The organism is Pseudomonas sp. FP603, from assembly GCF_030687415.1.
GTDB classification, from domain to species: Bacteria; Pseudomonadota; Gammaproteobacteria; order Pseudomonadales; family Pseudomonadaceae; genus Aquipseudomonas; species Aquipseudomonas wuhanensis.
In genome coordinates, this window is sequence record NZ_CP117431.1 from 3,352,807 (window position 1) to 3,371,314 (window position 18,508).

General features: G+C 57.0%; 18 protein-coding genes and 2 pseudogenes. 11 read left to right on the top strand and 9 right to left on the bottom strand.

Annotated elements, in window-relative coordinates:
* Nucleotides 1-53 precede the first annotated feature (53 nt).
* Together PSH65_RS15495 and PSH65_RS15500 are read left to right on the top strand one after the other, a co-directional pair.
* Complete coding sequence (locus PSH65_RS15495) at nucleotides 54-410, top strand: hypothetical protein (RefSeq protein ID WP_305426862.1); 357 nt, start codon at nucleotides 54-56, stop codon at nucleotides 408-410.
* A gap of 72 nt (nucleotides 411-482) precedes the next feature.
* Nucleotides 483-713 carry a hypothetical protein gene (locus PSH65_RS15500; RefSeq protein ID WP_305426863.1) on the top strand — a complete coding sequence of 77 codons (231 nt, stop codon included), beginning with the start codon at nucleotides 483-485 and terminating at the stop codon, nucleotides 711-713.
* Between the two features lie 132 nt (nucleotides 714-845).
* Here the strand turns inward: PSH65_RS15500 and PSH65_RS15505 are convergent, their stop codons facing one another.
* Nucleotides 846-1,127: a hypothetical protein gene (locus PSH65_RS15505; RefSeq protein ID WP_305426864.1), complete on the bottom strand. Its 282-nt coding sequence runs from the start codon at nucleotides 1,125-1,127 to the stop codon at nucleotides 846-848.
* A 139-nt stretch (nucleotides 1,128-1,266) separates the two neighbouring features.
* Nucleotides 1,267-1,455 carry a hypothetical protein gene (locus PSH65_RS15510; protein ID WP_305426865.1) on the bottom strand — a complete coding sequence of 63 codons (189 nt, stop codon included), beginning with the start codon at nucleotides 1,453-1,455 and terminating at the stop codon, nucleotides 1,267-1,269.
* A gap of 280 nt (nucleotides 1,456-1,735) precedes the next feature.
* Between PSH65_RS15510 and galU the strand changes: the two genes are divergently transcribed.
* From galU to gorA, 3 genes are all read left to right on the top strand, one after another.
* Nucleotides 1,736-2,575, top strand: a complete 840-nt coding sequence (galU, locus tag PSH65_RS15515) for a UTP--glucose-1-phosphate uridylyltransferase GalU (RefSeq protein ID WP_003182953.1) — start codon at nucleotides 1,736-1,738, stop codon at nucleotides 2,573-2,575.
* Nucleotides 2,576-2,877: 302 nt separating this feature from the next.
* Nucleotides 2,878-4,338, top strand: coding sequence for an MFS transporter (locus PSH65_RS15520; protein WP_305426866.1), 1,461 nt, complete (start codon nucleotides 2,878-2,880; stop codon nucleotides 4,336-4,338).
* Nucleotides 4,339-4,444: 106 nt separating this feature from the next.
* Nucleotides 4,445-5,803, top strand: a complete 1,359-nt coding sequence (gorA, locus tag PSH65_RS15525; protein WP_305426867.1) for a glutathione-disulfide reductase — start codon at nucleotides 4,445-4,447, stop codon at nucleotides 5,801-5,803.
* On the opposite strand, the gene PSH65_RS15530 is transcribed toward gorA, so the two are convergent.
* Entirely contained in the window at nucleotides 5,800-6,819 is a 1,020-nt protein-coding gene (locus PSH65_RS15530) for a DNA-binding protein (RefSeq protein ID WP_305426868.1), read from the bottom strand. The genes gorA and PSH65_RS15530 overlap by 4 nt on opposite strands.
* A gap of 177 nt (nucleotides 6,820-6,996) precedes the next feature.
* Here PSH65_RS15530 and PSH65_RS15535 point away from each other — a divergent pair, with 177 nt between their 5' ends.
* From PSH65_RS15535 to ahpF, 3 genes are all read left to right on the top strand, one after another.
* Nucleotides 6,997-7,935: a site-specific integrase gene (locus PSH65_RS15535; protein ID WP_305426869.1), complete on the top strand. Its 939-nt coding sequence runs from the start codon at nucleotides 6,997-6,999 to the stop codon at nucleotides 7,933-7,935.
* Between the two features lie 138 nt (nucleotides 7,936-8,073).
* Complete coding sequence (ahpC, locus tag PSH65_RS15540) at nucleotides 8,074-8,637, top strand: alkyl hydroperoxide reductase subunit C (protein WP_038983195.1); 564 nt, start codon at nucleotides 8,074-8,076, stop codon at nucleotides 8,635-8,637.
* A gap of 136 nt (nucleotides 8,638-8,773) precedes the next feature.
* Nucleotides 8,774-10,336: an alkyl hydroperoxide reductase subunit F gene (gene ahpF, locus PSH65_RS15545; protein ID WP_305426870.1), complete on the top strand. Its 1,563-nt coding sequence runs from the start codon at nucleotides 8,774-8,776 to the stop codon at nucleotides 10,334-10,336.
* A gap of 184 nt (nucleotides 10,337-10,520) precedes the next feature.
* Here the strand turns inward: ahpF and gloA are convergent, their stop codons facing one another.
* On the bottom strand, nucleotides 10,521-11,042 hold the full coding sequence (gene gloA, locus PSH65_RS15550; RefSeq protein WP_305426871.1) for a lactoylglutathione lyase: 522 nt from the start codon (nucleotides 11,040-11,042) through the stop codon (nucleotides 10,521-10,523).
* Nucleotides 11,043-11,183: 141 nt separating this feature from the next.
* Here gloA and PSH65_RS15555 point away from each other — a divergent pair.
* A pseudogene (locus PSH65_RS15555) lies at nucleotides 11,184-11,709 on the top strand (DUF4946 domain-containing protein).
* A gap of 175 nt (nucleotides 11,710-11,884) precedes the next feature.
* Here PSH65_RS15555 and PSH65_RS15560 read toward each other — a convergent pair.
* From PSH65_RS15560 to PSH65_RS15570, 3 genes and pseudogenes are all read right to left on the bottom strand, one after another.
* The gene (locus tag PSH65_RS15560) at nucleotides 11,885-12,250 is read right to left on the bottom strand and encodes a histone-like nucleoid-structuring protein, MvaT/MvaU family (RefSeq protein ID WP_007900052.1); all 366 of its coding nucleotides are present in this window, start codon (nucleotides 12,248-12,250) and stop codon (nucleotides 11,885-11,887) included.
* A 234-nt stretch (nucleotides 12,251-12,484) separates the two neighbouring features.
* Nucleotides 12,485-12,846: pseudogene (locus tag PSH65_RS15565) on the bottom strand (EAL domain-containing protein); the annotation flags it as partial.
* Nucleotides 12,847-12,925: 79 nt separating this feature from the next.
* Nucleotides 12,926-13,798, bottom strand: coding sequence for a LysR family transcriptional regulator (locus PSH65_RS15570; protein ID WP_305426872.1), 873 nt, complete (start codon nucleotides 13,796-13,798; stop codon nucleotides 12,926-12,928).
* A 78-nt stretch (nucleotides 13,799-13,876) separates the two neighbouring features.
* Between PSH65_RS15570 and PSH65_RS15575 the strand changes: the two genes are divergently transcribed.
* Together PSH65_RS15575 and hppD are read left to right on the top strand one after the other, a co-directional pair.
* The gene (locus PSH65_RS15575) at nucleotides 13,877-14,824 is read left to right on the top strand and encodes a DMT family transporter (protein ID WP_305426873.1); all 948 of its coding nucleotides are present in this window, start codon (nucleotides 13,877-13,879) and stop codon (nucleotides 14,822-14,824) included.
* A 246-nt stretch (nucleotides 14,825-15,070) separates the two neighbouring features.
* The gene (gene hppD / locus PSH65_RS15580; protein ID WP_008012875.1) at nucleotides 15,071-16,147 is read left to right on the top strand and encodes a 4-hydroxyphenylpyruvate dioxygenase; all 1,077 of its coding nucleotides are present in this window, start codon (nucleotides 15,071-15,073) and stop codon (nucleotides 16,145-16,147) included.
* A gap of 66 nt (nucleotides 16,148-16,213) precedes the next feature.
* Here the strand turns inward: hppD and rarD are convergent, their stop codons facing one another.
* The gene (rarD, locus tag PSH65_RS15585; RefSeq protein ID WP_305426874.1) at nucleotides 16,214-17,101 is read right to left on the bottom strand and encodes an EamA family transporter RarD; all 888 of its coding nucleotides are present in this window, start codon (nucleotides 17,099-17,101) and stop codon (nucleotides 16,214-16,216) included.
* A gap of 337 nt (nucleotides 17,102-17,438) precedes the next feature.
* On the bottom strand, nucleotides 17,439-18,452 hold the full coding sequence (locus PSH65_RS15590) for an aldo/keto reductase (RefSeq protein ID WP_305426875.1): 1,014 nt from the start codon (nucleotides 18,450-18,452) through the stop codon (nucleotides 17,439-17,441).
* Nucleotides 18,453-18,508: the final 56 nt, after the last annotated feature.

Here is an 18,508-nt window from a genome sequence, read left to right on the forward strand (position 1 = left end):
CTCGGAGAAAAACAGTATTTGTGCTGTCGGAGGGTCTTTATCGGAGGTTATGTATGAAGTGGGGTGTTCTGGTCGTGCCGTTGGCGTTGGCAGTGGGTGGATGTGCGAGTGTCTCGGACATCAATGAGACACTGCCCACCATGAGTGTGATTTCAGGCAAGAAGCCCCATGAGTACGCGCAGTGCCTGGTCCAAAAGCTGGCCGATAGCCGTGGAGCCCTGCAAGTCGAGCCGCAGAAGGAGGGCGTGCGGGTTATCGTGCCGCAGAAGTTCTCGTCGGGGCCGGCAGCGGTGTTTGACATCGAAGACCGTTCCGGCGGCAGCAGCATCAAGCTGCATGAACGCATCTCCAATGTGCCTTTGCGCCCATGGGATGTGCGCAATGCCGCCACCGCGTGCATATCAGGCTGATAAACTACCCCCAGTCAGCATCGATGCCGTCAAAGTCGCGCTTTGACGGCATTGTCATTTCTGGAGTTGAGCATGAAGCGAGAGCAGGTGCGGGAGCGCCATGCAGAGGGTCATATCTCTGCCACCCACGTGATTCAGAACCCGGCGAATTCGGGGGAGTGGATCGTGTTTTTCAAGAAAAGCGCCGGGCGCAGTTTTTTTCTGGTGGATGACAACGATGAAGTCGAGTCCTTCAGTCGCCTCGACGATTTAATCGAGACCGTGCGCGGGCTCGGGATCAAATTCGCCGAAATTCATATGTAGGGCAAACGCAGAGCCTGTGGGAGCGTGGCTTGCCCGCGAAGAATGCACCGCGTTTTTTCAGGTATTTCGCGTCATCGTTCATCGCGGGCAAGCCACGCTCCCACAGGATTTGTGTGGCCCAGGTTGGAAGCACTACTTGCAGACCACCACCACGCTGCGGTTTTTGTAGTTGCCGACGTCGACGCCCAGGGTCTTGTCGCTTTCCTGGGGCGAAGGTGTGCCGTCGGTACCGACAATCCGATAACCGGTGCCGGCACAAGAGGCATCGGCTTTTTCGTAGCAGGTGGCCCAAGCGTTGGCTTCCCCGGAGCAGTCGATGCTCAGGCCTTGCTCGCCATTTTTCAGGTAAGTCGTTTCGGACGTGGCGCAGCCGCTCAAGGCCAGGACTGCAATCAGTGGCAATAATTTATTCATGTCGTGAGGGTCGTCTGTGATGGTGGCTAAATGCTGTGACCGCGGCCGCATCGAAAGGTTGTAGCGAATGGCCACTTCGTTGCAGATAATCACAAAAAAGCCCTGCACAAAGGCAGGGCTGTGTCATTTCAGGTTCAGCTCAAGGCTTGTCCTTGCCACGCCGCTTGGGGGCTGCGGGTTGATCTTGCAACACAGATGCCACTTCAATCGCCAGCGCTTCTGTCGGGAACGGCCCGGCAATATTCTCGCCGCCGGCGCTGTCTACCCACCACTGGCCGTCTTTTGCCTGATTGATCAGGTACCCGTTAACGCTTTTTGCTGCCGACATCTATCTGCCTCGTTGGCTGGTTCAATCGCGCAATGATAGCGCCAAATGCCCTCAACAGGTGCCGATGGTGTAGGGTGGGGCGGATTGTCTTTCGGATGATGGCCGCGCAGATCTGCCGATCTCTGCTATCTATAAGGGGTTGTGCAATGTATCTGCGGAACTATCCATCAGAATATTTCTCTATGATGGCATCGGTTAGCCAGCGCTGGGCATTGTAAGGTGCCTGCCGCCTGATTAGACTGCGCCGAAACTCGAACACACAGCCCTTTCAAGGACTTATATGATCAAGAAATGCTTGTTCCCAGCAGCCGGTTACGGTACTCGCTTCCTGCCAGCGACTAAAGCCATGCCCAAAGAAATGCTGCCGGTGGTAAACAAGCCACTGATCCAGTACGGCGTCGAAGAAGCACTGGACGCCGGGTTGACCGAAATCTCCATCGTCACCGGTCGCGGCAAGCGTGCTCTGGAAGACCACTTCGATATCAGCTACGAGCTGGAAAACCAGATCAAGGGCACCGACAAGGAAAAATACCTGGTCGGTATCCGTAAACTGCTCGACGAGTGCTCGTTCTCCTACACTCGTCAGACCGAAATGAAAGGCTTGGGCCACGCGATTCTGACGGGCCGTCCGCTGATCGGCGACGAACCTTTCGCCGTGGTACTGGCGGATGACTTGTGCGTCAACCTCGAAGGCGATGGCGTACTGACCCAGATGGTCAAGCTGTACAAGCAGTTCCGCTGCTCGATCGTGGCCATTCAGGAAGTCGATCCACAAGAAACCAACAAGTACGGCGTGATTGCCGGTGAGATGATCCGCGACGACATCTACCGCGTTCACAGCATGGTCGAGAAGCCAAAGCCTGAAGACGCACCGTCGAACCTGGCGATCATCGGCCGTTACATCCTGACTCCGGACATCTTCGACCTGATCGAACAAACCGAGCCAGGCAAGGGCGGCGAAATCCAGATCACCGACGCCCTGATGAAGCAGGCACAAAACGGCTGCGTCATGGCCTACAAGTTCAAAGGCAAGCGTTTCGACTGCGGTGGCGCCGAAGGCTACATCGACGCGACCAACTTCTGCTTCGAGAACTTCTATAAGACTGGTAAGGCTTACTGATAGCGGTCTGAGCTGCTTGACACAAACAAAAACCCCGACTCGTTCGGGGTTTTTTTTGTCTATTCAAAGGCAATTTGTTTCCGCCAAGAAATATATTTCCTGTTGCCCAATTGATTAGGCGTTGTCATTAATGAAATCGACTGGACCCCGGCAAGGGAGTGCCCAAGGTTTGGTCCGCGGCAGCATTGCTGAATGCCCCGTGAATTTTTTGGCGGTGACAGGGAGTTTGGCTATTGACGTTAATAAATGAGGCGATTCATAGCGGAGCAAGATCAAAACGTTGGTTAGGCCTAAGCGTGCTGATGCTGCCTGTATTGCTGGTGACAGTTGACAATACAGTGCTTGGATTCGCGCTACCAAAAATTGCGGAGGCCCTGCGTCCGAGCGCTAGCCAGCAGTTGTGGATGATCGATGCTTATTCGCTGGTATTGGCGGGATTGCTGGTGTCGATGGGTAGTCTGGGAGATCGAATCGGTCATCGTAAGTTGTTGTTGGTCGGGTCTTTGGGTTTTGCCATTGTGTCGGTGCTAACCGCGTATTCCGATACCGCCACGCAACTGATTGCCGGGCGAGCTTGTATGGGCGTTTTCGGGGCGATGCTAATGCCCTCAACGTTGGCGTTGATACGTTCGGTGTTCGAGGATCGAGAAGAACGCAGGCTAGCAGTCGCGATCTGGGCAACGACGTTGACGGTCGGCTCGGCACTCGGTCCTTTGGTGGGCGGGGTGTTGCTGGAATTCTTCAGTTGGGGGTCGATTTTTCTGTTGGCGGTGCCCGTGTTGGTGCCCCTGCTGGTATTGGGGCCATTGTTGTTGCCCGAATCCGAGCGAGATGCTTCAGGACCCTTGGATCCGATAAGCATCCTGCAATCGATGGCAGCCCTTGGTGCCATTGTCTATGGCATTAAACACAGCGCCAGTAATGGTATCGACTGGATGGCGCTTACAACATTTACAGTAGGCGCAGTTGCGGGCTGGATGTTCGTGCGTCGACAGTTACGTCTGCCAGTGCCGCTGATGGACCTGAGTCTGTTCCGCAGTGGCACCTTTAGCGGCTCTGTCGCGATCAATTTGATGAGTCTCGCGTTTCTCGTCGGCTTCGTATTCTTTACCACTCAGTTCCTGCAGATCGTTCTTCAGATGTCGCCCTTGAGTGCTAGCCTCGCGTTGGTCCCTGGTCAGATCATGGCGATCGTAGTGGGGATGGCGGTCGTGCCTGTCGCACAGCGATTACCGGTGCATGTGCTGATACCGATTTTGATGGCGTTTGCTGGAGCGGCGTTTTTGCTGGTCGCCAGCATGGGCAGTAGCCTGATCGTTCTAGTGGTGGCTTTTGCCTTGCTGAACATTGGCGTGGGTGCGATCGCAACGGTGTCCAATGATGTGATTTTGTCAGCCGCACCACCGGCAAAGGCGGGCGCTGCGTCAGCCATTAGCGAAACGGCCTATGAGGTGGGTGTGGTTTTGGGGACGACTGTGTTCGGCGGTGTCGTCACCGCCTACTATCGCGGTGCATTGCAGCTTCCGGGGTTTCTGAGCGAAGTGCAGATGATGCTGGCGAGTGAGACGCTGTCTGGCGCCCATCATGTGGCGGCAGACTTGTCGGGTGACCAGGCAAGGGAATTGATGACGCAGGCGGGAAGGGCATTCGAAGGTGGGATCGGTTTGGTTTCGTGGGTGACGTTCGGCCTGGCACTCATGGCGATTTTGATTGCTTGGCGCACTCTGCGGACACCGAAAGCGCAATCTGCAGAGGGGCATTGATCGAAAGCGAAGGTTGGGCCGCGCATCGCACGGCCCGAGGATTTCAGCGCAATGCTTGCTCAACGGCCGCCCGCAGGTATGCTGGTGGCCTGCCGAGGAGACAGAAATGGCCTACGATTTTGACCTATATGTGATTGGTGCCGGTTCCGGCGGTGTTCGGGCTGCGCGGTTTGCGGCCGGTTTTGGCGCGAAAGTCGCGGTGGCCGAGAGCCGCTATCTGGGTGGTACGTGTGTGAACGTCGGCTGCGTGCCGAAAAAATTGCTGGTCTACGGCGCGCACTTCGCCGAAGACTTCGAGCAGTCGCAAGGTTTCGGCTGGACTCCGGGTGAGGCGAAGTTCGACTGGGCGACGCTGATCGCCAACAAGGATCGCGAGATCAATCGCCTGAACGGCATCTATCGCAACCTGCTGGTCAACAGCGGCGTGACCTTGCATGAAGGTCACGCGAAAATCGTCGATCCGCATACCGTCGAGTTCGATGGCAAACGCTACACCGCCAAAAACATCCTGATCGCTACCGGTGGCTGGCCGCAGATCCCGGAGATTCCGGGGCAGGAGCACGCGATCAGTTCCAACCAGGCGTTCTTCCTTAAAGAGCTGCCCAAGCGTGTTCTGGTGGTCGGTGGTGGTTACATTGCGGTGGAGTTTGCCGGGATTTTCCACGGGCTCGGGGCCGAGACCACGTTGCTGTATCGCGGTGATCTGTTCCTGCGTGGTTTCGACGGTGCGGTGCGCAAACATCTGCAGGAAGAGCTGACCAAGCGCGGCATGAACCTGCAATTCAATGCCGACATCGAGCGTATCGACAAGCAAGCCGATGGCAGCCTGAAAGCAACCCTCAAGGATGGGCGCGAGCTGGAGGCGGACTGCGTGTTCTACGCCACCGGTCGGCGTCCGATGCTCGACAATCTGGGGCTGGAAAACACCGGCGTCAAACTCGACAAGAAAGGCTTTGTCGAGGTCGATGAGCAGTATCAAACCGCAGAGCCATCGATCCTGGCCCTTGGCGACGTGATCGGTCGGGTACAGCTCACGCCGGTCGCGCTGGCCGAAGGCATGGCCGTGGCGCGGCGTTTGTTCAAGCCCGAGCAGTATCGCCCGGTGGATTACAAGATGATCCCGACCGCCGTGTTCAGTTTGCCGAACATTGGCACTGTCGGCCTGACCGAAGAAGAGGCGCGAGAGGCCGGGCACGATGTGGTGATCTTCGAAAGCCGTTTCCGGCCGATGAAGCTGACCCTGACCGAGTGCCAGGAACGCACCTTGATGAAGCTGGTGGTGGACGCCAAGACCGACAAGGTCTTGGGCTGCCACATGGTCGGCCCGGATGCCGGTGAGATTGTTCAGGGGTTGGCGATTGCGCTGAAGGCGGGCGCGACCAAGCGTGATTTCGACGAAACCATCGGCGTGCATCCTACGGCCGCCGAAGAGTTCGTCACCATGCGTACACCGGTCGCGGGTTAATCGTCCTTACGCGAGGCTGATGGGGCTGGCGCTGTCGCAACGACAGCGCCCAGGCGCGCGCTTTCATCCAGGCTTGCCTGCAACTTGATCAGTTCAACTTCCAACGCTTTGTTGATGTGCGACTGTTCGTCGATGTTCTGCTTGAGTGACTGGCTTTCCAGCATGGCAATGCGCAAGCGTTCCTGGAGGAGGGTGCGCTCGCTGTCGATGCGGTTGACCTGTTCCAGCAGTTGATCCTGTCGGCTGTTGGTGTGCTTGAGTTGCTCTTGCGACAGGCTCAGTTCCCGCAGCGTTCCGCGGTTTTCCGTCAGTAAACGCTCGTTGTCGCGATGCAGTTGGGTGATTTCATCTTGGCGAACCAGTGCGCTTTGCTGCGCCTGACGCAACTCCATCTGAATCTGCTGCACCTGGCCTTCGTGGCGGCGCTGCTCCTGCTCGCGTTGGTCTTTGACGGCGTTGCGGTAGTGTTCCAGTGCCTCGCGAGCGTGCAGGTGCTTTTCTTCCAGCGAGCGGATCTGCTCGTCCTTGTCCTGCAAGCGTAATTCGAAATCTGCCAACGCCTGATTCAGTCCGGCGTTGCGGGTTTGCTCTGTTTGCAGCATGGAGCGAGTGTCATGCAACTCTGCAGATTCCTGGGTCAGCGCCAGGCTTTGAATTTCGTATTGCTGGTGCAATTCGGTATTGGCCTCGCGGGCCTCGTGCAGTTGGGTTTCCAGCTCTTTTCGTTGTTGCTCGAACTGTGCGCGTGCCTGGTCGATAGGCTCTTGCGCCTGTTCTTTCAGGCGTTGCGCCAGCCGCGCCACTAGGGCTGAAAGCTCATCATCGATCGGTTCGCAAGGTGCTTGCGCAGGTTCGGCGCCGTCATCGAGTTCCTTCAGATAGCGATGGATTGTGGTTTTTGAGCCGGTATTGCCCATCTCGATCCGCACCGCGTCGATACTCGGGTGTTCGCCCCGGGCGAGGATTGCTGAGCGTGCCGCCTGCACCAGTGCCTTGTTTACGCCGCCACGTGCCATGTGTTCTCCTACGATTTGATACTGTGGTACGTACCACTAATATACGCAATGTACCATGATACGGATAAAGTTAGAATCATGTGATTTATCATACGGGATATACTGGTATTACCCCGTGTGATGCGCTGTAATCCGGGTTTCACCCGCCACAGCGGTACGTTTTCGAGAACCGAGCCCATGACCGAGCTGGATCGCTACCTGCAAGCCGCCACACGCGACAACACCCGTCGCAGCTATCGCGCGGCCATCGAGCATTTCGAAGTCAGTTGGGGCGGGTTCCTGCCGGCGACCGGCGATAGCGTGGCGCGCTATCTCGTGGCCCACGCAGGCGTACTGTCGATTAACACCTTGAAGTTGCGTTTGTCCGCGTTGGCGCAGTGGCACAACAGTCAGGGGTTCGCTGATCCCACCAAGGCGCCCGTAGTGCGCAAAGTGTTCAAGGGCATTCGCGCGCTGCACCCGGCGCAGGAGAAACAGGCCGAGCCGTTGCAGCTTCAGCATCTGGAGCAAGTGGTGGCCTGGCTGGAGCAGGAGGCGCAAACCGCCAAGGCGCAGGGCGATCAGCCGGGATTGCTGCGGGCCAGGCGCGACACGGCGTTGATCCTGCTGGGCTTCTGGCGTGGTTTCCGCAGCGATGAGTTGTGCCGGGTACAGATTGAACATGTGCGGGCCAGCGCCGGCTCAGGCATCACCCTCTACTTGCCTCGCAGCAAGAGCGATCGCGAAAACCTCGGCCAGACGTACCAGACGCCAGCCTTGCAGCGCCTGTGTCCGGTGCAGGCCTATATCGAATGGATCACTGAAGCGGCGTTGGTCCGCGGGCCGGTGTTCCGGGGTATCGATCGCTGGGGCCATTTGAGCGAGGAGGGCTTGCACGCCAATAGTGTGATCCCGTTGTTGCGCCAGGCCTTGGAGCGCGCCGGCATTCCGGCCGAGCACTACACCAGTCACTCCTTGCGGCGTGGCTTTGCGACCTGGGCTCATCAGAGCGGTTGGGATTTGAAGTCGTTGATGAATTACGTGGGCTGGAAGGATATGAAGTCCGCCATGCGCTATGTTGAAGCCAGCCCGTTTCTCGGTATGACCCGAATCGCTGAAAAGCCGTTGGCGCCGTAGATCACGTTTTCTTCTATTAATACTGTCGGTTAATAGCGAAAACCAATCAGCAGCATCAGGTTTGCCAATGAGCCAGCCGGCGATCGACTGGGTAGGATTCACCCCATCAACTTCTTAACCCCTGACGGAGAGTCATCGATGCCTATCATCAACAGCCAAGTTAAACCGTTCAAAGCTGACGCCTTCAAAAATGGCGACTTCGTAAAAGTGTCGGACGCTGACCTGAAAGGCAAGTGGTCTGTCGTGTTCTTCTACCCAGCTGACTTCACCTTCGTTTGCCCGACCGAACTGGAAGACCTGGCTGACAACTACGCCGAGTTCCAGAAGCTGGGCGTCGAAATCTACAGCGTTTCCACCGATACCCACTTTGCCCACGCTGCCTGGCACAACACTTCGCCAGCCATCGGCAAAATCCAGTACACCATGATCGGCGACCCGACTCACGCTATCTCCCGCAACTTCGATGTGCTGATCGAAGAAGCGGGTCTGGCTGACCGTGGCACCTTCGTGATCAACCCGGAAGGCCAGATCAAAATCGTTGAACTCAACGACGGCGGTGTAGGTCGTGACGCTTCCGAGCTGCTGCGCAAAATCAAGGCTGCTCAGTACGTTGCTGCTCACCCAGGCCAGGTTTGCCCAGCCAAGTGGAAAGAAGGCGAGGCCACTCTGGCTCCGTCCCTGGACCTGGTCGGCAAGATCTAAGTCTGTGACGCGCTTCATCAGGGCGGCACTCCGCACCTCCTAAGTAAGCTGCACCGCCCTCAAAAAACGCCCGGGCGAGATTCGCTCGGGCGTTTTTTTTCGACTTCTTTTTATCAAATACATGGAAATCGCCCGTATGTTGGACGCCAATCTTAAAGCCCAGTTGAAATCGTACCTGGAACGGGTCACCCAGCCGATCGAGATCGTTGCCTCCCTCGACGACGGTGCGAAATCCCAGGAAATGCTCGCATTACTCAAAGACGTTGCCAGTCTTTCCACCCAGATTACGTTGCTCGACAACGGTAACGATGCGCGTAAACCATCGTTCTCGATCAACCGCCCAGGCGCCGATATCAGCCTGCGTTTTGCCGGCATCCCGATGGGCCACGAATTCACTTCGCTGGTGCTGGCCCTGCTGCAAGTCGGTGGCCACCCTTCGAAGGCCAGTATCGAAGTGATCGAACAGATCCGCTCGCTCAAAGGCGAGTTCAACTTCGAGACTTACTTCTCGCTGTCGTGCCAGAACTGCCCGGACGTGGTCCAGGCCTTGAACCTGATGGCTGTGCTGAACCCGAACATTCGCCACGTCGCCATAGACGGCGCGCTGTTTCAGGCTGAAGTCGACGAGCGCCAGATCATGGCCGTCCCAAGCATTTACCTGAACGGCGTTAACTTCGGCCAGGGCCGCATGGGTCTGGAAGAAATGCTCGCCAAGATCGACACCAGTGGCATCGAGCGTCAGGCCGAGAAAATCAGCGCCAAAGAAGCCTTTGACGTGCTGGTCGTCGGCGGTGGCCCGGCCGGTGCTTCGGCGGCGATCTACGCTGCTCGTAAAGGCATTCGCACCGGTGTGGCGGCGGAACGTTTTGGTGGTCAGGTGCTCGACACCATGGCCATCGAGAACTTCATCTCGGTGCAGGAAACCGAAGGGCCGAAACTGGCCGTGGCGCTTGAAGAACACGTCAAGCAGTACGACGTGGACATCATGAACCTGCAACGCGCCGACAAACTGGTACCGGGTAAAAATGGCGAACTGCACGAAATCCATTTCGCCAGCGGCGCCTCCTTGAAAGCCAGGACCGTAATTTTGGCGACCGGTGCCCGGTGGCGTGAAATGAACGTTCCCGGTGAGCAGCAATACCGCAACAAAGGCGTGGCGTACTGCCCGCACTGTGACGGTCCTCTGTTCAAAGGCAAGCGTGTGGCGGTGATCGGCGGCGGTAACTCCGGCGTCGAAGCGGCTATCGACCTGGCCGGTATCGTGTCTCACGTGACCCTGTTGGAGTTCGACGTACAACTGCGCGCCGATGCGGTGTTGCAGCGCAAGTTGCACAGCCTGCCGAACGTTACGGTGATCACCAGTGCGCAAACCACTGAAGTGACCGGCGATGGCCAAAAGGTCAACGGCCTGCGCTACAAGGATCGCCAGTCGGACGAATTGCGCACGGTCGAGCTGGAAGGGATCTTCGTGCAGATCGGTCTGTTGCCTAACACCGATTGGCTCAAAGGCACCATCGAGCTGTCGCCGCGCGGCGAGATCATCGTCGATGCCCGCGGTGAAACGTCGATGCCTGGCGTGTTCGCGGCCGGTGACGTGACCACCGTGCCGTACAAGCAGATCGTGATTGCGGTAGGCGAGGGCGCCAAGGCTTCCCTGAGCGCATTCGATCATTTGATCCGTACCTCGGCACCGGCATAAACGCTGACGCTGAAAACACAAAACCCCGTGAGTGATCATGGGGTTTTTTGTGTCTTGCACTGATCGTTCCCTCGCTCTGCGTGGGAATGCAGCCCGGGACGCTCCGCGTCCCAAAAGCGTGACGCAGAGCGTCACAGGAGGCGTTACCACGCAGAGCGTGGGAACGATCAAGGCTGCGATTTTTTTACATCGGTGCAGGCTGAATAATTTCGACCCAGTAACCATCCGGATCCTTGATGAAGGCCAGGCTCTTCATGCGACCGTCGTTCAGGCGTTTCTGGAAATCGCAGCCCAGCGCTTCGAAGCGTTCGCACGCCGCGCGAATATCTGGCACCGAAATGCAGATATGGCCGAAGCCGCGTGGGTCGGTGTTGCCATTGTGGTAGGCGAATTCGGTGTCGTTCTCGGTACCGTGGTTGTGAGTCAGTTCGAGAATGCCGGGGATCGATTTCATCCACTCGGTGCGAGCCGCGGCATCGGCCGGGATCTGGTTTTTATCGACCAGCGCCAGGAAATACAAGCTGAACTCGGCTTCCGGAAAATCGCGTTTTTCCACCAGCGAGAACCCCAGGACGCGGGTGTAGAAATCCAGCGACTGGGTGATGTCCTTGACCCGCAACATGGTGTGGTTGAAAACGAACTTCTGGGTGGCGGTGTCGGGTTGGGCGGTCACACCTGGAAATGTATTGAGTTCGTGCAGGCTCATGGGCCCTCCGGAAATAAGTGGGGCTAAGTATGTTCTCAATGATACGCAAGGGCTCCGGCATCGCCAAACCAAAACCGCAGGCTTGCCTGACAGCCGGGTGAGGCTCAGACTTTACGGCTCAATTTGTGAGTGTTCATTGCAATGACCCGATTCTGTCAATTGATGTTCGTCCTGATGTGTCTGCTTTCAGGTGTTACCCCCGCTCATGCAGAGGCTCCGGTAGTGACCTGGCCAAGTGGATGGACCGTCGAGGTCATTCCGCAAGACGAAGTCAAACCGCAGGTTTCCCGGCAACGCGCGGTAAAAAACGATCAGGAAGGTACACCGGTGATGGTGATGGAGTTTGACCATGACTCAAGTGGAAAGTGGTCACCAGGTGAATCTGGAAGGCGTGCTGCTGGAAATGCGCAAGTCGGTGCAAAAGGATTTTTTCGAGGGTGGGTATCAGAGCGTTTGCACTAAAATTCACCCGACTACCTTGAGCCGATTATCGGCGCTGGAAACTACCTGCACGATTACGCAGAACGGTCGACATGTGCTGTCTCAAACATTGGTCGCTGCGGTAGACGCCGATAACGCCTATGTTCTTTCCTATGCGGGACAGGCCGAGGTTTATAAGGCAAGTCAGGACGACATAGCGGCGGCTCGAAACAGCTTGAAACTTTAGTTTAAGGTTTGCGTATCAGTAGATTTCAGCGTGTTCGGCATTTTTTAGATAGCCAAAGGGATTAAGCATAAAGTGGGTCGGTATATAACGAGTTGATCGGCGACTATCGTTGCATTTAGACACCATCCATGAAAAAGCCCTGCATAGGCAGGGCTTTTTTTATGATCGCGAGTGCTTAGCCACGCAGCCAGGAATCAACGGTGGCAGCACCGTATTGTTCCTTCCAGGCTTTCAGGCCGCGGTGGTTGCCACCCTTGGTTTCAATCAGTTCACCGGTGTGCGGGTTCTGATAGACCTTGACCACGCGAGCGCGGCGGGTTTTAGGCGCTGTTGCCTGCTGCAGGCCGGATTTCGCCGGGTTCGGATCGAGGATGGCGATGATGTCGCGCAAGCTCTTGCCGTAGGTTTTCATCAGCCCCTGGAGCTTTTCTTCGAATTCGATTTCTTTCTTGAGCCCGGCATCGTTCTTCAGCGATTCCAACTGCTTGAGCTGTTCTTGAAGGGCCTTTTCAGCTGCACGGAATTCAGCGAGTCTGGACAATATCTTTACTCCAATAGTGTGTTTGGCTGATACCAACCGCAAACAAAGCTATAAGCCAAGAGCCTTGAAGCGACTCGGTGATAATGGCTCACCTGCGAGTTCTGCACAGGTATGAAAAATTGTAGTAGTTAATTGGCCAAGAGTAAATCCTGACTTTTTCTTCATGTAACGAGAGTAGTCTTTTGATTCAATCTGGTGCGTATCGATCATGATCTCGGTGCTTAAAGTGGTTAGTTAATGATCACTTAATGCTCTAATGAAATCGGCACCGGGCATCGGCCGGCCAAACAGATAACCTTACAGGAAGTTCACGCCGTGGGCCGTCAGATAGTCACTTTGTTCCGTAGTTTCCACACCTTCGGCGACGATACCCAGGTCGAGTTTGGCCGAGAGCTCGATGATGCTGTCCAGAATGTGCCGGGAGAGGCGTCGACACCGATCATGGCGACAAAGCTCTGGTCGATTTTCAGGAAGTTCAGCTCCAGTACCAGGTTGATGCTACCCGGGGCGAAAACGCTGAGGAACTCACGACAGTCCTCGACCAGCTCCAGATCCCGGCAGTGACTGGCGGTGATGTTGATGCCAATGTGAAACGGCCGCTCTCAAAGGCTGGCAGGACGATGTGCCTCCTTAAAGAGTTCAGCCATGATAGTTGGCTGACAGCACTTACGCTGTTCAATGACCATTCAGGCTCGAAGCCAGTTTGATAAAGGCCAGTGTCGCAGGTGATGACTGACGCTGATCAAGCACCGCCAGACCGACCTGGCGGCTGACCGGTGGCGACAGCGGTTTTTTCACGTAGCGGTAGTCGTTGTCGTCAGGCAATGAGCCTTCGGCAACAACGGTCAGGGCATCGCCACGGCCGACGGTGTCCAGCGTGCTGAGCAACTGCGAGCAGCGATAGCGAATGTTCGGCGTCAACCGCGCCGCATTGAACAAGCGCGACACCAGTTCCGAAGAGCCTGCTTCGGTCAGCACAAAAGGGTCGTGGCATAAATCGCTCAGGCTCAAGCTGTCGCGGCCGGCCAACACATGATTGGCAGGCAGCAGCGCGACCATTTGGTCTTCGATCAGCATAAAAGTGTCGAAACGTTCCTGGGGCAACACCACGAAGCCGATATCGATACGCCGTTCTTCCAGCCACTGGATCACCTGGCGATCCGGCCCTTCGTCGATATGAACCTCGATACCCGGGTGTGCTGCGCGGTAATGCTGCAGGATCCTCGGCAGCAATTTGATCGATGAGGTCGGGCCGAACGAGCCGATGCGCAGGGTGCCACGTTTCATTCCACGAGCATCGGCCGCTTCCTGGCGCAACGTGTTGGCCAGCCCGAGCATCGCCCGAGCGCGCAGCAATAGCTGTTGGCCGATGTCACTCAGCTCGACCTGGGACTGATGCCGACGCAGCAGTTCTACGCCCAATTCCTGTTCCAGCGATTTAAGCGCGTGAGAGACCGCGGATTGGGAAATCTCCAAACGATTGGCCGCCGCCGTGAAGCCGCGCAGTTCGGCCACCAGCGAGAAAATCTCGAGTTGAGTCAGGGTCATGAGTATTTACTCATTTTACGATGATCGGGGATTAGTCGAATGATACGTCATGTGCCCGATTTCTGATGGTGGAGACTTATGACTACGTGTGAACAGACCCTGGCGAATTCCTCGGATGTACCGGTTTATCTAAAACTGGCAGCGGTCACCATGATCTGGGGCGGGACGTTTGTCGCCGGGCGGTTCCTGGCCGACAGCCTCAGTCCGTTATTGGCCGCGAGCCTGCGGTTCTTGCTGGCGAGCGTGGCGTTGCTGCTATTTCTGTTGTTGGCGCGCGTGCCTTTAGTGCGACCCAGCCCTCGGCAATGGCTGCAACTGACGCTGCTGGGTTTTTTCGGGATCTTCTTCTACAACCTGTGCTTCTTTTATGGGCTGCATTACATCAACGCATCACGGGCGTCGTTGATCGTAGCGTTGAATCCGGCGGTGATCGGCCTGGCGTCGTGGCTGTTGTTCAAGGAGCGACTGAGCGGGGCGAAAGTGGCGGGTATCGCGATCTGCATTGCCGGCGCCAGTCTGGTGATCGTCAGCCGCAATCCGCAATTGTTGGCCGGTGGTACTGACGCCTGGATCGGCGATCTGTTGATCTTCGGCTGTGTGCTCGGCTGGGGCATTTATTCGCTGTTCTCCAAAGGCTTGAATCAGACGCTGGGGCCGGTGCAGACGGTGACGTACTCAATTCTGCTGGGCACGCTGATGCTCTGGGTGACCAGTGCCGTGCGTGGCGAGCTGAGTGTCGCGGCGCTGGCCGAACTCGGCACGCAACAATGGTTGAGCCTGATGTACTTGGGCGTGCTGGGTTCGGCATTGGCTTATATTGGTTATTACGACGGTATCCGCAAAATCGGTGCGACACGTTCGGGGGTGTTTATCGCCTTGAACCCGCTGACCGCCGTTCTTTTTGGCGCGTTGTTGCTGGGTGAGCAATTGACCCTGGTGATGTGCCTGGGCGGTGGGCTGATCCTGGCGGGGATTTTTCTGTGCAACAAACCGCTTGCACAGGCTGCGAAAAGGGGGATTTTATAAGAAGGATGGACAACTTATTTACGCTGTGTAGAATCGGGTTACGCATATAAGAATAATCGTCTTCTGGCAGCAGAAGCCTCGCCCGTAAGAGCCTTGGGTCGACAATGAAGATATTTGGGTTTCAATTGATCTACGGTGATTTCCTCGCCCGCAGCGTGCGGGGCATCTCCTGCGCGCCACCCGCCGGTCTCAGCATTGCTAGCAACTAACGATCCGTTAATTGATAAGAAATGATGAGGCGCCAAAATGGCAGATTTATACGAAAACCCAATGGGCCTGATGGGCTTTGAGTTCATCGAATTCGCATCGCCGACCCCTAACACCCTGGAGCCGATCTTCGAGATCATGGGCTTCAGCAAGGTCGCGACCCACCGTTCCAAAGACGTGCACCTGTATCGCCAGGGCGCGATCAACCTGATCCTCAACAACGAACCCAACAGCGTGGCGTCGTATTTCGCGGCCGAGCACGGTCCGTCGGTGTGCGGCATGGCGTTCCGCGTCAAGGATTCGCAAAAGGCTTACAAACGTGCCCTGGAACTCGGCGCCCAACCGATCCACATCGAAACCGGCCCGATGGAACTGCACCTGCCAGCGATCAAAGGCATCGGCGGCGCGCCGCTGTACCTGATCGACCGTTTTGGCGAAGGCAGCTCGATCTATGACATCGACTTCGTGTTCATCGAAGGCGTTGACCGCAACCCGGTCGGGGCCGGCCTGAAGATCATCGATCACCTGACCCACAACGTGTATCGCGGTCGCATGGCCTACTGGGCCAACTTCTACGAGAAGCTGTTCAACTTCCGTGAAATCCGCTACTTCGACATCAAAGGCGAATACACCGGCCTGACCTCCAAGGCCATGACTGCCCCGGACGGCATGATCCGTATCCCGCTGAACGAAGAGTCGTCCAAGGGGGCCGGGCAGATCGAAGAATTCCTGATGCAGTTCAACGGCGAGGGCATCCAGCATGTGGCATTCCTCAGCGATGACCTGATCAAGACCTGGGATCACTTGAAAAGCATCGGCATGCGTTTCATGACGCCGCCGCCGGACACCTACTATGAAATGCTCGAAGGCCGTCTGCCGAACCACGGCGAGCCGGTCAACGAATTGCAAGCGCGGGGCATTTTGCTGGATGGTTCGTCCGAGTCGGGCGACAAGCGTCTGCTGCTGCAGATCTTCTCGGAAACCCTGATGGGCCCGGTGTTCTTCGAATTCATCCAGCGTAAAGGCGACGATGGTTTCGGTGAAGGCAACTTCAAGGCGCTGTTCGAATCCATCGAGCGTGATCAGGTTCGTCGGGGTGTGCTCTCCACCGATTAACCTGTTTCAGGCGTGAGAAAGCCCGGTCAGCAGCAATGTTGGCCGGGCTTTTTTTGGATCATGCAATTACATCGGCCGGCGTCGTTGCCGGACCAAATGCTTGAACCCTTCAAACACCAACACCAACACCGCCAACCAGATCGGAATATAAGTCAGCCATTCGCCGGCCTTGATACTTTCCCCCAGCAGCAACGCCACGCCGAGCAACAGCACCGGCTCGACGTAACTCAGCAACCCGAACAGGCTGAACGGCAGCAGCCGGCTGGCAATGATGTAGACCACCAGCGCCGAAGCGCTGATCACGCCGAGCAGCGGAATCAGCAGCGACAGCCACGGATACTGGTCGAAAACGCCAAAACCTTGCTCACCGCCCTGCACGAACCAGAACGCCACCGGCAGCATCAACGCCATGTCCAGCCAGAGCCCGCCAAGGTTGTCCGTCGCCAGGCGTTTGCGCAGGATGAAATAAATCGGATAACCGACCACCACCAGCAAGGTCGCCCAGGAAAAACCGCCGACCTGATACAGCTCGTTGAGCACACCGAGGCTGGCGAAGAACACGGCTATTTTCTGCAGATAGGAAAGGCGCTCGCCATAGACGATTCGCCCGGTCAGGACCATGGACAGCGGCAACAGGAAATACCCCAGCGACACGTCAAGGCTATAACCATTGAGCGGTGCCCACATGAACAACCAGAGTTGCAGGCCCAGCAGCACTGCCGAGCCAATCAGCCCGACAATCAGCTTCGGCTTGCCGGCCAGCCGCCGAACAATCTCGACCACGCGCGTCCATTCACCGGACACCACCATGAACACAGTCATGCACGGCGCGGTCAGCAGCATCCGCCAACCGAAAATCTCCACGCCGCTCAAGGGTGAGAGCAACGAGGTGTAGTAATACATGACGGCAAACAACACCGAGGCCGAAACCGATAAAGCGATACCTTTAGACAAACTGCCCTCGCGAGGTTGAACGTGAAACGGGTGCGGAGGATACGTGGTTTTCGAAGCGAATATTGTCCGAACGATCAACACTCATCGAGTGTGGCAGAAGCACAGGCAAAGGGTGGATGCAAAACCGCCATCGCGGGCAATCAACTGTAGATCTGGCGGTCCACACAAAACCCCTGTGGGAGCGGGCTTGCTCGCGAAAGCGGTCTGCCAGCCAATATCAATGTTGAATGTGAAACCGTCTTCGCGAGCAAGCCCGCTCCCACATTTGGCCGGTGTCGTACACAATATTTGCGGTCGACCTAGATCCCCGTGGGAGCGGGCTTGCCCGCGATAAATCTCAAGCCGTACGCGGTTTACGCCCCGACACAAAATGGCTCACGTCATTGAACCCCGGCGTCGACGCATGCCCCGGTGTCACCAGCGAATCAATGAACGCCTCGTCTTCAGCCGTGATCCTCACCGCCAGCGCCTTGGTGTAGGCATCCCACTGTTGCTCAGTCCGAGGCCCGACGATGGCCGAAGTCACCGCGCCATTGTTCAGCACCCAGGCAATCGCGAACTCGACGATGCCCACGCCACGGTCCCGGGTGTATTGCTGGATCTGCTGGGCAATGCGCAGCGACTCAACCCGCCATTCGGTTTCCAGGATGCGTTTGTCCTGGCGACCGGCGCGGCTGTTGGCGTCCGGTGTCACATCCGGCGCGTACTTGCCGCTGAGCACACCGCGCGCCAGCGGACTGTAGGGCACCACGCCAAGGCCATAGTTTTGCGCGGCAGTGATCTGCTCGGTTTCCGCCTGACGATTGACGATGTTGTACAGCGGCTGGCTGATGACCGGTCTATCGACACCGAGTTTGTCGGCCACACGAATCACTTCAGCGATGCGCCAGCCACGGTAGTTCGACAGGCCCCAATAGCGAATCTTGCCCTGACGGATCAAATCGCCAATGGCCGACACCGTGACTTCCAGCGGCGTGTCGTGGTCTTCGCGGTGCAGGTAATAGATGTCCAGATAATCGGTGCCCAAGCGCGTCAGGCTGGCGTCGATGCCGTTGAACAGGTGCTTGCGGTTCAGGCCGCTACGGTTCGGCACGCCGTCCACCGGGCCGAAACCGACCTTGGTCGCCAGCACCCATTCGTGGCGGTTGCCGGCAATCGCTTCGCCGACGATCTCTTCGGAGCGGCCGTTGGTGTACACGTCCGCGGTGTCGATGAAATTGATGCCCTGGTCCCAGGCCTTGTCGATGATTCGCAGGGAATCTTCGGTGCTGGTCTGTTCGCCGAACATCATGGTGCCCAATGTGAGGGTCGACACCTGCAAACCCGAATGACCCAGCGTGCGATAGCTCATGACGAAATCCTTTTACCGGTGAGAAAGCTTCAATCAAATACCAAGAACCGCCGCGC

Coding starts and splice junctions, on each gene's coding strand:
- PSH65_RS15495 (WP_305426862.1), top strand. CDS start 54: ATGAAGTGGGGTGTTCTGGTCGTGCCGTTGGCGTTGGCAGTGGGTGGA.
- PSH65_RS15500 (WP_305426863.1), top strand. CDS start 483: ATGAAGCGAGAGCAGGTGCGGGAGCGCCATGCAGAGGGTCATATCTCT.
- PSH65_RS15505 (WP_305426864.1), bottom strand. CDS start 1,127: ATGAATAAATTATTGCCACTGATTGCAGTCCTGGCCTTGAGCGGCTGC.
- PSH65_RS15510 (WP_305426865.1), bottom strand. CDS start 1,455: ATGTCGGCAGCAAAAAGCGTTAACGGGTACCTGATCAATCAGGCAAAA.
- galU (WP_003182953.1), top strand. CDS start 1,736: ATGATCAAGAAATGCTTGTTCCCAGCAGCCGGTTACGGTACTCGCTTC.
- PSH65_RS15520 (WP_305426866.1), top strand. CDS start 2,878: ATGCTGCCTGTATTGCTGGTGACAGTTGACAATACAGTGCTTGGATTC.
- gorA (WP_305426867.1), top strand. CDS start 4,445: ATGGCCTACGATTTTGACCTATATGTGATTGGTGCCGGTTCCGGCGGT.
- PSH65_RS15530 (WP_305426868.1), bottom strand. CDS start 6,819: ATGGCACGTGGCGGCGTAAACAAGGCACTGGTGCAGGCGGCACGCTCA.
- PSH65_RS15535 (WP_305426869.1), top strand. CDS start 6,997: ATGACCGAGCTGGATCGCTACCTGCAAGCCGCCACACGCGACAACACC.
- ahpC (WP_038983195.1), top strand. CDS start 8,074: ATGCCTATCATCAACAGCCAAGTTAAACCGTTCAAAGCTGACGCCTTC.
- ahpF (WP_305426870.1), top strand. CDS start 8,774: ATGTTGGACGCCAATCTTAAAGCCCAGTTGAAATCGTACCTGGAACGG.
- gloA (WP_305426871.1), bottom strand. CDS start 11,042: ATGAGCCTGCACGAACTCAATACATTTCCAGGTGTGACCGCCCAACCC.
- PSH65_RS15570 (WP_305426872.1), bottom strand. CDS start 13,798: ATGACCCTGACTCAACTCGAGATTTTCTCGCTGGTGGCCGAACTGCGC.
- PSH65_RS15575 (WP_305426873.1), top strand. CDS start 13,877: ATGACTACGTGTGAACAGACCCTGGCGAATTCCTCGGATGTACCGGTT.
- hppD (WP_008012875.1), top strand. CDS start 15,071: ATGGCAGATTTATACGAAAACCCAATGGGCCTGATGGGCTTTGAGTTC.
- PSH65_RS15590 (WP_305426875.1), bottom strand. CDS start 18,452: ATGAGCTATCGCACGCTGGGTCATTCGGGTTTGCAGGTGTCGACCCTC.